This window comes from Nostoc sp. MS1 (assembly GCF_019976755.1).
GTDB lineage: Bacteria > Cyanobacteriota > Cyanobacteriia > Cyanobacteriales > Nostocaceae > Trichormus.
In genome coordinates, this window is the sequence record NZ_AP023441.1 from 4,533,147 (window position 1) to 4,548,533 (window position 15,387).

Consider the following 15,387-nt stretch of genomic DNA (forward strand, 5'->3'; position numbering starts at 1 on the left):
ACCTCTGTGGCTCTGTGGTAGAAAATAATTTATTCGATTATCTAAACACAGAGAGAAATACACTAAGATATGTTCCCCTCATCAAACAAAAACGATCGCCCTAAAATAAGAGCGATCGCATAATTCACTTGCTTAGTTTACGCTGGATAAATCCGTAAACGGCGATTTGGTTCTTCCCCAAAACTATGGGACTTGAGCCGATAGTGTTCTACTAACTCATGTTGCATTTTGCGGACTTGTGGAGAACGGGGTAATAACTCCACAGGCTGTCCTTTGGGAATGACGATTTGCTCAACAGCTAGTCTTGCTTCTTCTAAAGCATCCATTTCGTCGTCACTACCATTATGCAGGAACAGTTGCAGTTCTTTGTCATCGGCCATATCTGGATCATCGATATTCAACAACCGCCGCAACCCACGGGTAATTTGCGGGATAGTGCTGGACTTGATTACATGGATGGGTACGTGACGCGCCTTGGCCATTTGCCTTAATTTGGCGTGATTTTTGACATGCGATCGCAATGCCAAAATTGCATCAGCACTATCAATATCTTTTGTCAATACTACAGGCAAAGTCAGCACACTAATTACCTGCTCCAGTTGATGTCTACTGACACCATAGGGGTAAATGTGCATCGGCAAATCTTCCCCATTCGGCCCTGGTTGTCTGGGGCTGCTGAAATCAACAACTTCTGGGTAGTTGAAAGACTCATCTAGCAAGCGGTCAAATTCGCTTTGTCCAGCAACTCTTTCCCGCTCTACAGTTAACGATGGTACTGCTAACATCTGACCTGATGAGCGCCAACCATTTGCTTGTCTAGCGGGTGCAAAGGACTCCTCCTGCGTTGCCAATTGTCCACCACGACCATTAACAACAGCTAACTGCCGTGTAATCGAGACTTTACCTTGGTCATCTACAGTGCGTGTTTGTGGACTAGCCTGACGACCGCGTAACAGTGTATCGACAGTATCCGCGACGCTTTCATGTACTACCCACCGTTGCCGTTCTAACATTTCTACAGCAATCTCGAAGGTAGGAGGCGCTTTCCGTTCCAGAACGGTTTTTTGGCTACCTCTGCGTCTTGCTTCATCGTCTCCCAGTGTCACAGCTTGGATACCCCCAACCAAGTCAGACAGTGTGGGGTTCTTGATGAGGTTTTCTATCTGGTTGCCGTGGGCAGTACCTACTAACTGCACACCCCGCTCGGCAATGGTACGGGCGGCTAAGGCTTCCAGTTCTGTACCAATTTCATCAATGACGATGACTTCAGGCATATGGTTTTCCACTGCCTCAATCATCACTTGATGCTGCTGTTCTGGATGAGCTACCTGCATCCGCCTAGCACGACCAATGGCAGGGTGAGCCACATCGCCATCCCCAGCAATTTCGTTAGAGGTGTCGATAATGACCACACGTTTATTCAATTCATCAGCTAGGACGCGGGCAATTTCTCTTAAGGCTGTGGTTTTGCCTACGCCTGGACGGCCTAGCATGAGAATTGATTTACCAGTTTCTACCAAATCGCGGATCATGCCAATAGTACCGAATACCGCTCGACCAACGCGACAGGTAAGACCGATTATCTTACCAGTGCGGTTGCGGATAGCACTGATCCGGTGCAAAGTTTGCTCAATTCCTGCCCGATTATCTCCACCAAAGTTTCCAACTCGCTGAATGCAATCATCTATTTGTGCTTGAGTAACAGGGGTTTCGCTCAGATACTCGGCTCCTTTAGGAAAGCGAGCTTCTGGGCGACGACCCAAATCCAAGACCACTTCTACTAAACTATCTCGCTGAGGATGATTCTCTAGTACTTGTCGCAGGTCTTGGGGCAAAATGTCTAATAACTTTTGGAGATCGTCTGTAATCGTCATGCTTTCTATGGTGACGTTTTGAGAGATAACGAAGAGCGATTAGCGCTCGTGCTGTGACTTGAGCTGAGAGACGAGAGAATGTGCAAGCTCTACAGCTTGCCAGAGCAATTGGGGTTCTTCTTCCAGGCGAATTGCCTTAACACTGTTACTATTTACCTCCTTTTCTAACTGTTCAATAATCGGTGACAGCATCACACGGGCGTAGCTACCGTAGGCAACTCCGGCAATTTTGGATTTTGGATTTTGGATTTTGGATTTTAAATTGGCTTCTTCTAATCCAAAATCTAAAATCGGCAATCTAAAATTCTTCAGTAGTCCCATTGCCTTTAACTTAGCAACTGTGTAGCTGTTAGTGCCACCTGCTAGCTGTACATATCCTGGTAATTTAGCTGCCAAAACCCTCTGCCCTAGTTTCACGGCTGCTAAAGTTGTACCGTCTCCAATATCACCGCTCATGGGGCGGCCGTCTGTTTGCCAGATTAAGGTGGTACGGAGTGGTGATATTAGCTCATAAATCGATTGGAGATACTCAACTAAATCTTTGCCATCGGGGCAACTGATAGCTAATACTTTCAATTGCTCTGCCCACGGTGAAATTACTTGCCATAATTGCTTGAACTGAGTCAAACGTCCTACTTTTGTATGGATTTCTACGGCATCTATCCCTGCTGACATAACCAAAGGCGCGATCGCCTCTGGTTTGGACATATACGAATTTGTATAAATTATATCATAAGGACAAACTGGCAGACAACGCCCACAACCGTAACATTTCTGAGATTCTACCCCAGAAAAATTATTTTTTTTATGGTTAAAAACAATTGCCTGAGCAGGGCAAATTTTTTCACAAGGTCTAGGACAATCTTCAGGACATTGACTAGCATCAAATTCAGCTTTGCGAAAATGAGGGTCTTCGCCATCATTTAAGCTCACCATTAATAAAGGTGCATCACCTTGATAATGCAATCCTCGCGCTTGGGCTTGCTTTACCAGACTTCTGGCTACTTCTATTGCTTCTTGAGCATCTCTAATCACCGCCGGATCAGCTGCGACATCTATGCAGTCAGCACCTGCCAAGGTATAGGCCAATGTTAAACTTCTGACAGCAGGTAGGTGCTGGAAACTAGCTCCGCAGATGAGCTTGAACCAGTGACCTTGCTCTAAAGATTGTAAAGGGGCTAACAGATCACTCACTCTTCTATTATGCTTTTTTGTCACAGAAAATAGTAGTCTCTGTTGGATAAAAATCGTGATTTCTTGATTATTGTTTTCAGGGGAGCAGGGGAAGATTATTAACTCCTAACTTCTGGCTCCTGCCTTTTGACTATGGACTAATGACTAATGACTCTGCTCAATAGGAATTGTGATCACAAACTCTGCCCCTTGACCTGATGATGAGGAACAGCTAATTTGCCCTTGATGTTTCTGCACTATTATTTGATAGCTAATTGATAGCCCTAAACCACTACCTTTGCCTACTGTTTTTGTGGTGAAAAATGGGTCAAACAGGCAGGAGTGACATGATTCATCTATACCAACGCCATTATCGGCGATCGCAATTTTCGCAGTCTTTGCATCTAGCATCTCTGTACTGATCCGAATTTGCGGGTTTTGGGTTGCAGTTTCTTTCCTGACTCTAAGTAATCCTGATGGCTGTAAATTCGCAGTGGCTTGACGAGATGTTAACCAAAGCGGATCTACTCGGCTAGTTTGTAGGCGAAATTTGGGACTAACTCGCACTAGTTGAGAATTATTTTCTTCACTTATCTCTAAAGCATCTATAGCATTATTTAACAAGTGCATAAAGACTTGGTTTAATTCGCTCGGATAACAAGCTATCAAAGGCAAATTTCCATATTCTTTGACTACATCAATTTCGGGACGATGTGGTGTTGCTTTGAGCCGATGCTGTAACATCAGCAGAGTACTATCTATCCCCTGATGAATATTTACTAGCTTCATTTGGGCTTCATCATGGCGAGAAAAGTTTTGTAGTGCTAAGACAATTTCCCTAATGCGATCAGAGCCTCTGTACATTGCACCCATTAAATTTTCCAAATCTTGCATGACAAAATTCAAGTCCGTATCTTTAACTATTTGTTGAATCTTGGGTGTTGGCTCTGGATACTCTTGTTGATAGGCTTCAATAATCTTGACTAAATCTTGGATGTACTGATTAGCATATTGCAAATTACCATAGATAAAGCTGATGGGGTTATTGACTTCATGGGCAATTCCAGCAACTAATTGTCCTAACGCTGCCATTTTTTCATTTTGAATTTGTTGGACTTGGGATTTCTTAAGATTATTGAGAGTATCTTGCAATAAAAAATTCTTTTCTTTGAGTTTTAGCTGTAAAGAACGTAAATTGATTTGATTTTCAATCCGAATGATTACCTCTGCGCCATGAAATGGTTTAGTAATATAGTCCACACCGCCAACATCAAAAGCTTTGACTTTATCTAGTACATCATCGAACGCACTAATAAAGATTACAGGTACATCACAGGTGTGGGCATCAGCTTTAAGTTGCTGACAAACCTGATAGCCATCCATGTCTGGCATACTAATATCAAGTAAAATGACATCAGGTAAAACCATCTGACATGCAGTCAGTGCCATTTTACCGTTTAAAGCTTTGCGGACTTCAAAACCTTGGGCAGTTAACATGGCTGACAATAACCGCAGATTATCCGGTGTATCATCTACTACTAAAATATTAGCTTTATAATTATTATCTAAAATCATTACAATTTAAAATTTTTCTTTCTTATAAGAAATATATTAAATTGTATCCTCATATATACAAATAAATATTTAATAAACTCAGCAAAATAATTTTGTTAACTTCCATCTTTAATAATGGCTCAAAAATAAACAACCATTATAAATTTTTGATTAATAAAATGTGAATACTGTAAAGAATTACCATTGAATTTTTGATGTAATAAAATCCATTACTAAGTTTTGGGGAATTGGTTTAGAAAACAAATATCCTTGAGCAAATTCACATTTTAAACTTTTCAATTGTTCAAGTTGTGCTTCGGTTTCTACACCTTCTGCGATCGCAGTCATTCCCATAGATGCAGCAATGCTAATCATCGCTGGGACTAAACCCATATTTGCTTGGTTATCTAACATACGACTGACAAAAGACTTGTCAATTTTTAAGGCATTAAAAGGAAATATATGTAAGTAACTTAATGATGAATAACCTGTACCGAAGTCATCCATAATCAGTTTGATTTTTCGTTCTTTTAATTGCTGAAGAATTGTTTTAATCTCATTACTATTTTTCATAATTACAGTTTCTGTAATTTCTAGTTCTAAACTAGAGGGATTTATTTGAGTTTCTGCAATAACTTTATCAATCTGTGATAAAAAATTAGATTGTAGAAATAATTTTGCACTTAAATTAACACTAATAGTAATATCTTTTGGTGTTGCTGGATGAGATTGCCAAATGCAGAGTTGCTTGCAAGCTGAATGTAATACCCAGAGGTTAATGACATTGATTAAACCAGTTTCTTCTGCTACAGGAATAAAGTCTATGGGAGGAATTAAACCCTTGATGGGATGCTGCCAACGCACAAGCGCTTCAAATCCCGAAATTTTGCCTGTAGTTAAGGAAATAATTGGTTGATAATAGACGACAAATTCTTGTCTTTCAACAGCCCGACGTAAATCATTTTCTATTTCTAAAGTTTTGATGACTTCCTGGTGCATTTGAGGATCAAAAAGATGATATCTAGCTTTACCTAAGTCCTTGGCACGGTACATGGCTGTATCAGCATCTCGCAACAAATATTCTGGTTTTTCATAGTCTTTATGTCCCCAACTAATACCAATACTAACGTTTATAAAAACTTCGTATCTAGATAACTTAAAAGGCATTGATAGTTGATGCAAAATATGATCAGCAACATAAATTGAGGCGCGAATATCTTCTATATTTTCCAACAAAATCCCAAATTCATCGCCACCTAATCTTGCCATTGTGGCATCTGGTGTGAGGCAAGATTGTAAACGGTGAGCCACAGCAATGAGTAATTCATCACCGACTAAATGCCCTAAAGAATCATTAATAAATTTGAAGCGATCGCAATCTAAAAACAATACAGCAAACTGATAGCCATCTTCCTGTTTAGCACGATTTAAAGCTTTCTCTAATCGTTTGATAAACATGATTCGGTTTGGTAAACCAGTAAGCGCATCGTGCAACGCCATCTCTAGTAATTTATTTTGTAGTTTTTGACGCGCATTAACTTCAATTTGCAATTTTTCTAAAGCCTTTTCTAATTCCCAAGTGCGCTGTTTCACCCTTTGTTCTAATTCAGCGTTGAGAGTAAGTATCTCTAGTTTTGCTGCACGTAGTTCCATTTGGTTTTGTACGCGCACCAGTACTTCTGCCAAATCAAAAGGTTTTGTGATGTAATCTACTCCACCAACTTGAAAAGCCTTAACTTTGTCAAAAACATCATCTAAAGCACTAATAAAAATTATGGGAATATCAGCAGTAAGTTCCCATGCTTTGAATCGTTGGCAAACTTCATAACCATCAACATCTGGCATCATGATATCTAGTAATATCAAGTCTGGCAATAATGTTTGACAAGCAGTATAGGCCATTTGCCAGTTTAAAGCTTTGCGTACATTGTATCCTTGGTTAGTAAGAATTGATGACAAAACACGCAAATTATCGGCCATATCATCGATAATCAAAATGTCTTTTCTGTATGGATTTAATTGCTGATAATTCATTCTGGATTGATTTATTGATTACCCTGAGCTTTTTAGATTGATTGTTAATCGCCAGATACTTAAAAATAGAGAAAATATAGCTTTTTCTTAAGAAACATATTGTATTAAATCTATAATGACTAGCCAAAAAGTCTTATAAGAAAAAATAATGCAAACTGGCTATGACAAAGTTCTTGTTAATTTAGCAATAGCAAGACTTGTTTGTAACAACTTTTCTTAAACATCTTCAAGACACTAACTATATATCAGCCACCTTAAAATCAAAGATGAGTATTGTCTACAATATCAGAAATCATCAAGCAAGTAGCTGACACCAGTATAAAGTACTACTTTTTTATCAAAGTCCATATTAATGGGCTATGTATTGCCAATCTAAAGGGTTAAACTTTTTTATAACACCATAATTTGTCTAATTTCATCTGACAATACACGAATATGTATTATTGGATAAGCACAGTAACATATTCACCCTCAGTAACCAAAAGCTTTTTCATACTATAATTTAGTGCTAATTAGCTCGTAAAATCATCATATTGTCGTAGTAGTTGTAAAAAAGCGTTTTGGGTAAATTTTTAACTGTTGGCGCATAGATCAGGTAAAGCAAAAATTCATTACAGAAGAAAGTTATGAGACTTGCGCATGACAACGAAAAATTAAGGGTTTAGACAAAGGTATAAGGGTAGATGAGTATGAATCTTTCAAACCTTTACACCTACTCTCAACAGATAACCTTGGTGCGTAAGTCCTAGTTAATGCCTTCAGATGGCATAGAAATGCTTACAGGTTTTTCTAATTCAAATCCAGCGTAAATTCTACTTTGTCCCCTATTTTGATCAGTTTCCCTGTTTCTGAACTAGGTAATTGTGTATTGACGCTTAAACTATAAAAATGCTTAAACCGAGATGAAGCAACCCATTGCGGTAAAGTTGCTTGTCGCTTTTGAATAAAGATTTTCTGAAAATTTGAATAAGCCTCACCTGAGCGGGAATCTCTTGTAGGGACTACACAACGCTGACAGGGGTTTACTCCGAAAAATTGTACATCTCCGATCCGAAAAGAAAGTAAATCACCTGATTCGCTGAATAATTGGTCTTCCCAAAATGCAGGTACACCACCAATTTCCAGATTTGCACGCATTCGACGACGCATTTCATCGACAGTTACATCAGGAAACCAAGAAGCCACCTCTGTTAAGGTGGCGGTGCTAATTATGGTTGGGCCTGGTGATTTTAAATCATCAGGAAAGCCGACTACAGAGTTTTGCTGTAGCGTTACAGCAAACCCAAAAAAATCACTCAAAATGTTTGTTAGTGCTTGTCTTTCTTGGTCTAAATGAAATACAGTCGTTGATTCTTGGCCAGGAAGTTGTAGCGAGATAGTTCGTTGGGGGATGCTAAATTGCGAGTGCAATTGATGAATTGATGAATAACGCTTGCCATTCACTACCTTAGACTTTTCATCAAATAACGCAAATTCGCGGTCATGTTCTAATGCGCCACTAGCAAGAACTCGCCCTTGCTCTAGTTCTACCCCATCTAATGATTTAATGGGGTAGATGAAAATTTTGGCTAGGTAAGGCATTGTATTTTTAGTCATTAGTCATTAGTCCAAAGTTTATAACTCATAGACTAAGATTTATATGATATGACTGTAGCAATTTTGAGATCCGCAAATTTTAGATGTGTGGATTTGTTTTTCATTACCAACCCAGTTAATCTAAAATCTAAAATTCAAAATTGATTGACTACTACCTGATTCTAGTCTTTCACTGTGGATATAACGGTGATTTATCGATTCCACCTACGTTGTTAAGCGGCCAGAAGCGAAGCACTGCACGACCAATAATATTTTTACGAGGAACGACACCCCAGCAACGGCTGTCGTAGCTACTATTACGATTATCTCCTAGCACTAAGTAAGAATCTGGAGGTATTGTTTGAGGTTTTGCTAAGAAAGCTGGTTGCTGACCTGATGTACAAACATCAATTACTGTAGTTTGTTTAGCACTAAGATAATTTTTTTCGTTTAAAGGCTTTTTGTTGATATATACCTTACCGTCTCTTAGTTCTACTGTTTCTCCTGGTAAGCCAATGATTCTTTTGATAAAAGCATCTTGATATTGTTCTTTTTGTAATTCTTCTGTAGGTGAGAAAACTACAATATCTCCCCTGTGGGGTTGAGCAAATCTATACTTCAACTTATCTACAATAATCTTGTCTGCTTCCCACTGGTTTGGAGTACCGTGGAGAGTGGGTTCCATAGAACCAGAAGGAATCCATCGTGCTTCAGCCACAAAGGTACGAATACCCAAGGCAAGAACAATACTTAATACAACTGTTCTACCCAACTCTCCGATCCAAGAGTTATCAGGTTGTTTACTAGAATTATTTTCAGACACTTGATTTTGCATGAAATTAGTGAAGTAATAAATAGTGTAAGTAATTAACTCGCTCAGAGAGACTATATTCTTTAATCTTAGCGAGAGGAGTAGACTAGTTCATTGACTTAAAACCTTTATTTTTGACAATTAACTTGGGCAACTAGGCTGATTCATAAGTTAAAAATAAACTTTTTTTTCACATAGTGCAAAAAATTATTACAAATACTGCTGACTACATTGCCCTAAAAGCATAGTTTTTTATAGTCTATAGCCCCGGCTGGGAAAAGTGTTAGCCTTATGTCATCTCCACAAAGTTTACTAATTCGTCGCGCTCGCATCATTCTACCGAATGGTGAGTTTTTAGTTGGGGATGTGTTGACACGCGATCGCCAAATCGTGGAAGTAGCGCCAACAATTGCCAACAATACGCCAGCTACAGAAATTGACGCGGAAGGACTGACTTTGTTGCCGGGAGTCATCGACCCCCAGGTACATTTCCGCGAGCCAGGTCTAGAACACAAGGAAGACCTATTCACAGCTAGTTGTGCCTGTGCAAAAGGAGGCGTAACTTCTTTTTTAGAAATGCCCAACACACGCCCCCTGACAACTAATCAGGAAGCTTTAAATGACAAGTTACAACGTGCTGCCCAAAAAAGCTTAGTCAATTATGGCTTTTTTATTGGGGCAACGGGCGAAAATACCCCAGATTTAATCTCGGCACATCCCACACCAGGAATTAAAATTTTTATGGGGTCAATGCACGGTCAATTGCTGGTTGACCAAGAAACTATACTCGATTCCATATTTGCTCAAGGTCAGCGCCTAATTGCCGTTCATGCGGAAGACCAAGCCAGAATTAACCAGCGCCGTCAACAATTCGCAGGCATTCAAGACCCAGCCATTCACTCACAAATTCAAGACAACCAAGCTGCACTTTTAGCCACTCAATTGGCATTAAAACTTTCTAAAAAATATCAGCGTCGGTTACATATTCTGCATATGTCTACAGCCGACGAAGCTGAGTTATTGCGTCAAGATAAACCTAGTTGGGTGACAGCAGAGGTCACACCCCAACATTTAGTATTGAATACTAGTGCTTATGAGCGTATCGGTACATTAGCACAAATGAATCCGCCATTGCGATCGCCCCACGATAATGAAGTTTTGTGGCAAGCCTTGCGGGATGGGGTAATTGACTTCATTGCTACAGACCACGCTCCCCATACTTTAGAAGAAAAAGCACAAACTTATCCCAATAGCCCATCTGGGATGCCTGGGGTAGAAACATCCTTGGCGGTAATGTTAACGGCGGCGATGGAGGGGAAATGTAGTGTTGCCCAAGTTGCCAATTGGATGTCTACATCTGTCGCTAAAGCCTATGGTATCCCCAATAAAGGAGCGATCGCTCCTGGTTATGATGCTGACTTAGTGCTTGTCGATTTGCATACATACCGCCCCGTCCTGAGAGAAGAACTATTGACCAAATGTCGCTGGAGTCCCTTTGAAGGTTGGAACCTTACAGGATGGGCTGTCACGACTATAGTTGGCGGTGAAATTGTCTATGACAAAGGCAAGTTAAATACTCAAGTACGGGGTCAAGCTTTAAATTTTGTGTAGCTAATAATATTCTCATTTTACGTAGAGTAAAACTGTGGGTGAATGTTGAGGCGCGGTAGAGAAGCGTTGAAATTGCCATATTTGTGGAAAACTATGATTCTTTCTCTGCTTCTCTAAGCTGTTAAACCTTTAATTTGCATAATAAGGGCGTTCATAATGCCTACTCCACAAGAGTTTGATTTAATTACCCTATGCAAACTAGATACTTTTCCGCTTACCTCTGCCTTAGCCTTTCAACTTCCAGTGCTGAATCTACCCTGAGAAAACTACAATGGCCTTTAAAATTTTGAGTTTGGATGGTGGCGGTATACGCGGTGTTATTACAGCAAGCATTTTAGAAGAAGTAGAACGACAGATTCAACAGCGTCATGGTAAATCTTTACACGAATATTTTGATTTAATTGCTGGCACTTCCACAGGATCAATATTAACAGCCGGAATCGCCACTAAAAAAAATAGTAGTGAGCTAATTAAACTCTATAAAGAACAAGGTAAACGAATATTTCCCATTCATCGCAAAGAGCGTTATCAACCTATTCCGTCGCCTTTGCCGCAATTTATGGAAGTAGTCTCACCACCTAAATATTTACACCAAGGACTAACTAAAGTCTTAAAAAATGTTTTAGGCGACAGCAAAATTAAAGACATTGAAAGCCCAATAATCTTGATTTTGGCTTATGATACTCTCTACCGTAACACTACATTTTTTACTAATTGCCATCCAGATATAGGTGATAGATGGTATGACGATTGTTATTTATGGGAAATTTGCGCCGCCTCAGCCTCAGCACCTACCTACTTTCCACCATATAAATTAGAGCCTGTCAATAAAGAAAAATATGGCAATTGGGTATTCCCTCATATTGATGGAGGCGTTGCTGCAAATAACCCAGCTTTAGCTGCACTTAGCTTAGTCATGCGGTTATCTCAATCTTCAATTTCTCCAGAAATCAAACAAAAATACAATTTAGACTCTGTTAAAAGTTTAGAAGACATCGCCATCTTGTCTATTGGTACTGGTCAAACCGGTGAACCATATGAATTTGAGCAGATAAAAGACTGGCGTGGGGTGAACTGGGCGCAGCACCTTGTTGATATATTTATGGAACCGACATCTGAAGTTAGCAGTACTATCTGCCGTCATCTTATGGGTGGCTATAACTCTCAAAGATATTTGCGTCTTCAGTTTGATTTGAATGAGAAATTCCGAGCTAAAAAAAATGAAACATATAAAGATACTCGTGAACTTCTTAAACCAGAGGAGAGAGTCAACAAATTTACAAAAACTCAACTCAGTGAAGAGATGGATAACGCCAGGGAGAGAACTTTGCAGAGTTTAATTGATGCTACGTCAAAGTTTATTGAGTATGGGTATGCTTTTCAAACCAGAAATGATTGCGGATCTCAAGTGAAAGAGGCGATCGCTGCTTTTATTCAAGCTAATTAATCGTCTCATCAGGAAACTTCTGTCAAATTAAAACTTTAGATTGTTTTAAACAAGTCCTTTTCTGGCTCTTATAACGAAAAATCAAAGGTTTTGCTTAGGGTGTAGGTGTTCAAAGCGCTTACACTCTCAGATTATTCATCGGTGTCAACTCAAATCTAGGCGAAGAAAATATTATCTATCATAAGATAGACTTTAATTTTACTCTTATATATTAAGTTCTACTTATAGCTTCATAATTAGTAACCCTACGGGTATATATCCAAAATTTTTTTGGGAATACTTAAGTACCAGGATAGATTAAGCAACTAGTACGGAAAGTAGTAAGCCTTTTACTTACCCCTATGAGCTTTTTGCATTTAACTATCCGGATTTTTTAGCACATAACTGTAGAGAAAATTAGGGTTAAGTAAACGGGTCAATTTTCATGAAAACAATGTTTTATACATATAAAAATTTTATATTCACTTAAATTGTACGTTCTAAAAACTTATTTCTGACATCTCTGCTTGTTTAATGCTGCGAAACGTTTGACTGCTAAGGATATTCATATTACTTAGCAAAACATAGATAGAAACACTAAATCAGTATTTGTTCTTGCATAATTAAGCACAAATTTTACAGAGATAATCTAGGAATAGGTAAACAAGAACAATGATAGTGCAAAAAAATAAAAAGAATTTTCCAGTATTGACTGATTTATCAAATGTCTGTTGTAAGCCTGATTAGATAAATAATTCGTTAAAGGAACAGTTTATGTCAATGTTAAAACCAATTTAATTTTCACCAAAAGTATTCAAGAAATCTTGCAACTCGCCAGATATTACTTGTACACAAACTTTGAAAACACTTAGATTTCAGTTTTCATCCATCTACAGAAAGATTAATTCAGAGCATACGCAATCTTAGCTAACCTCAATCAATAAATCAGTAGATGGCATCCATAGATAGCAAATGCAATCAAATTTTTTGTTGAAGAGTAATTCACCAATTTTACAAATATGAAGGCAATTATGTTAGTGAATTTCTGTGATGAGCGCGGTAGTGGTAGATAGCATGAGTAAAATATTCTTCCTCATCTATCGGTAAAAATTTTGTCTTAAATAATGTGGAGATTAATTAGGTATGGCGCTGATATACTGTGGAATTTAGGATAATTCTCATGTGATTTGGGGTAAATTTTTACCGTCTTAGCCAGTGCTAAACATCCCTAATATTAATCAAGTGCTAGGCAGTGTTTTTACCTAATTTGAGCTAAAGCTGTTCAGATAGTAGTAATAGACTCGCTGATAGTGCAATTGAAAGGTATAATCTCGGCTTGACGACTGCCCTCATCGCCATAAGTTAAAAGCACATCAATATAAGAACTTGGCTTGTAGGGCATCCGTTCTGACCACTCGATCGCTACAATACCCGGAATTACCTCAATACCTTCCCAGTAAGTTTCTAGGTTTAAATTGACAACTTCTTGCGGATCTAAGCGATATAAATCTAAATGGTAAAGGGGGATACGTCCTTCAGTATATTCATTGATCAGCGTGAAAGTAGGACTGACAATGGGTTCAGTAATATCTAAACCTTTACCTAAACCTTGTACTAAAGTAGTTTTACCCGCACCTAAATCACCAGCCAGTAAAATTACAGTACCGGTTGTTAAAGTTTGCCCTAGAAAAATCCCCAAATTTAATGTTGCTTGTGTATCTACAAGGTGAATTTTCATTGTTTGGTCATTAGTCATTAGTCATTAGTTTTTCCTGACTCCCTCATCTCCCCTCACTCCCTACTTCCCATGATGTGCGCCACTGTACCATTTCAATAGGACTTTAGCTAACTTTTGGGGATTGTGACGCACGAAGCCTGTTTCGTCTTCGTATAAGACATTAGCTAAAACTATTCTTCTTCCAAGTTGGGCTACATCTTCCCTATCTAAAAATACAGGATGGGAATTTTGTTGTGCGTAACGGATGAGTGACTGGGCTGAGGGTGATTTTTTGTGTACTAGTACAGCATCAAATAACCTTCTGCCATCACAAGCCGCATCAATGGCACGGATGTGGTCAGCAACAGTGTACCCTTGAGTTTCTCCTGGTTGAGTCATGACATTGCAGACATAAATACTTGGGGCTTGAGATGCGGCGATCGCATCTGCAATGTCTGATACTAATAAGTTAGGAATTAAACTGGTGTAAAGGCTACCAGGGCCAATAATAATATAGTCAGCTTCTTTGATAGCTTTAATCGCGGCTGGCAAAGCTGGAGGGTTGGCAGGAATGCAACCAATCTTGACAATTTTACCGCCAGCCTTGGGAATACTCGATTCACCCTCAATGATGCGGCCATCGGCTAATTCTGCCCAGAGACGAACATCGCTGAGAGTAGCAGGCAAAACTTGCCCTCGCACCGCCAGAACTTTAGAACTAGCAGCAACAGCTCGTTCCAAATCTCCGGTGATATCGCTCATAGCAGTTAAGAACAAATTACCAAAACTGTGACCAGTCAAACCATCCCCAGCCCGAAAACGATATTGAAATAACTCTGTTAATAACTTTTCTTCATCTGCCAAAGCTGCCAAACAGTTGCGAATATCCCCTGGTGGTAAGACACCAAATTCTTGACGCAACCTACCAGAAGAACCACCATCATCAGCCACAGTGACGATCGCGCTAATATTAGCACTGTAAGTTTTTAACCCTCTAAGCAAAGTAGATAGCCCAGTCCCACCACCAATAACAACTATTTTCGGCCCCCGATACAAGCGACGATGGGCTAACAGTACATCAATCAGTTCTTCTTCCGCACCTGGTCTTAAAACCTGAGTAATTGAGCCAACAGTGCGAGTCTGACCCCAAAGCAGCAATAACAAGCCGCCCAAAATTACCAAAGGGCCACTGATATAGTTGGGTAAAATGTTGGCTATGGCTCCTAAAAAACCTCTAATCAACTCCATCAACCAAAAAATGGGGGTTAGCTTAACCCAAATAGCTAACCCCAGCATCGACAGTAGAACACCCCCAACACTAATTAGCAGCCAACGTTTGATCGAAAGTCCAGGGGATAACCATTTGAACCACTGGTTCACCCGATGGGACGTTCGACTAGGCGACTGCTTTTGCAGCGCGTTAAGAGCTTGTCTGAGAAAACCGATTGACATACCTAATTCGGAGCCGTGGTACAAACAATAATTAACAGAAAATGTACACTAACTGGTTTTAACACCAAGTAAGAAATTATGGAAACTTTTTTCTACTTGGTTATTAGTCATTGGTCATTAGTCATTAGTCCATAGTCAACAGTCAACAGTCAACCATCAA

10 protein-coding genes are annotated in these 15,387 nt (G+C 39.4%); 2 read left to right on the plus strand and 8 right to left on the minus strand.

Annotated elements, in window-relative coordinates:
- Positions 1 to 137: 137 nt before the first annotated feature.
- The 6 genes from NSMS1_RS19685 to lepB form a co-directional block, all read right to left on the minus strand.
- Positions 138 to 1,874: a R3H domain-containing nucleic acid-binding protein gene (locus tag NSMS1_RS19685; protein ID WP_224086455.1), complete on the minus strand. Its 1,737-nt coding sequence runs from the start codon at positions 1,872 to 1,874 to the stop codon at positions 138 to 140.
- A gap of 39 nt (positions 1,875 to 1,913) precedes the next feature.
- Positions 1,914 to 3,068 (minus strand): circadian clock protein LdpA, encoded by a 1,155-nt coding sequence (ldpA, locus tag NSMS1_RS19690; RefSeq protein WP_224086456.1) that lies wholly within the window; start codon positions 3,066 to 3,068, stop codon positions 1,914 to 1,916.
- 144 nt (positions 3,069 to 3,212) lie between these two features.
- Entirely contained in the window at positions 3,213 to 4,622 is a 1,410-nt protein-coding gene (locus NSMS1_RS19695) for a response regulator (protein ID WP_224086457.1), read from the minus strand.
- A 177-nt stretch (positions 4,623 to 4,799) separates the two neighbouring features.
- A complete protein-coding gene (locus tag NSMS1_RS19700; protein ID WP_224086458.1) occupies positions 4,800 to 6,635 on the minus strand; it encodes an EAL domain-containing protein in 1,836 nt (611 codons plus the stop codon).
- A gap of 789 nt (positions 6,636 to 7,424) precedes the next feature.
- Positions 7,425 to 8,216, minus strand: coding sequence for an MOSC domain-containing protein (locus tag NSMS1_RS19705; RefSeq protein ID WP_224095284.1), 792 nt, complete (start codon positions 8,214 to 8,216; stop codon positions 7,425 to 7,427).
- Positions 8,217 to 8,400: 184 nt separating this feature from the next.
- The gene (gene lepB, locus NSMS1_RS19710) at positions 8,401 to 9,045 is read right to left on the minus strand and encodes a signal peptidase I (RefSeq protein WP_224086459.1); all 645 of its coding nucleotides are present in this window, start codon (positions 9,043 to 9,045) and stop codon (positions 8,401 to 8,403) included.
- Between the two features lie 267 nt (positions 9,046 to 9,312).
- Here lepB and NSMS1_RS19715 point away from each other — a divergent pair, with 267 nt between their 5' ends.
- Positions 9,313 to 10,632 carry a dihydroorotase gene (locus tag NSMS1_RS19715; RefSeq protein WP_224086460.1) on the plus strand — a complete coding sequence of 440 codons (1,320 nt, stop codon included), beginning with the start codon at positions 9,313 to 9,315 and terminating at the stop codon, positions 10,630 to 10,632.
- 271 nt (positions 10,633 to 10,903) lie between these two features.
- Positions 10,904 to 12,079, plus strand: a complete 1,176-nt coding sequence (locus tag NSMS1_RS19720) for a patatin-like phospholipase family protein (protein WP_224086461.1) — start codon at positions 10,904 to 10,906, stop codon at positions 12,077 to 12,079.
- A gap of 1,261 nt (positions 12,080 to 13,340) precedes the next feature.
- Here the strand turns inward: NSMS1_RS19720 and tsaE are convergent.
- A complete protein-coding gene (gene tsaE, locus NSMS1_RS19725) occupies positions 13,341 to 13,796 on the minus strand; it encodes a tRNA (adenosine(37)-N6)-threonylcarbamoyltransferase complex ATPase subunit type 1 TsaE (RefSeq protein ID WP_224095285.1) in 456 nt (151 codons plus the stop codon).
- Positions 13,797 to 13,856: 60 nt separating this feature from the next.
- Positions 13,857 to 15,227, minus strand: a complete 1,371-nt coding sequence (locus NSMS1_RS19730; RefSeq protein WP_224086462.1) for a uridine diphosphate-N-acetylglucosamine-binding protein YvcK — start codon at positions 15,225 to 15,227, stop codon at positions 13,857 to 13,859.
- Between the last annotated feature and the right edge of the window lie 160 nt (positions 15,228 to 15,387).

Coding starts and splice junctions, on each gene's coding strand:
- tsaE (WP_224095285.1), bottom strand. CDS start 13,796: ATGAAAATTCACCTTGTAGATACACAAGCAACATTAAATTTGGGGATT.
- NSMS1_RS19720 (WP_224086461.1), top strand. CDS start 10,904: ATGGCCTTTAAAATTTTGAGTTTGGATGGTGGCGGTATACGCGGTGTT.
- NSMS1_RS19695 (WP_224086457.1), bottom strand. CDS start 4,622: ATGATTTTAGATAATAATTATAAAGCTAATATTTTAGTAGTAGATGAT.
- NSMS1_RS19700 (WP_224086458.1), bottom strand. CDS start 6,635: ATGAATTATCAGCAATTAAATCCATACAGAAAAGACATTTTGATTATC.
- NSMS1_RS19730 (WP_224086462.1), bottom strand. CDS start 15,227: ATGTCAATCGGTTTTCTCAGACAAGCTCTTAACGCGCTGCAAAAGCAG.
- NSMS1_RS19715 (WP_224086460.1), top strand. CDS start 9,313: ATGTCATCTCCACAAAGTTTACTAATTCGTCGCGCTCGCATCATTCTA.
- NSMS1_RS19705 (WP_224095284.1), bottom strand. CDS start 8,216: ATGCCTTACCTAGCCAAAATTTTCATCTACCCCATTAAATCATTAGAT.
- lepB (WP_224086459.1), bottom strand. CDS start 9,045: ATGCAAAATCAAGTGTCTGAAAATAATTCTAGTAAACAACCTGATAAC.
- NSMS1_RS19685 (WP_224086455.1), bottom strand. CDS start 1,874: ATGACGATTACAGACGATCTCCAAAAGTTATTAGACATTTTGCCCCAA.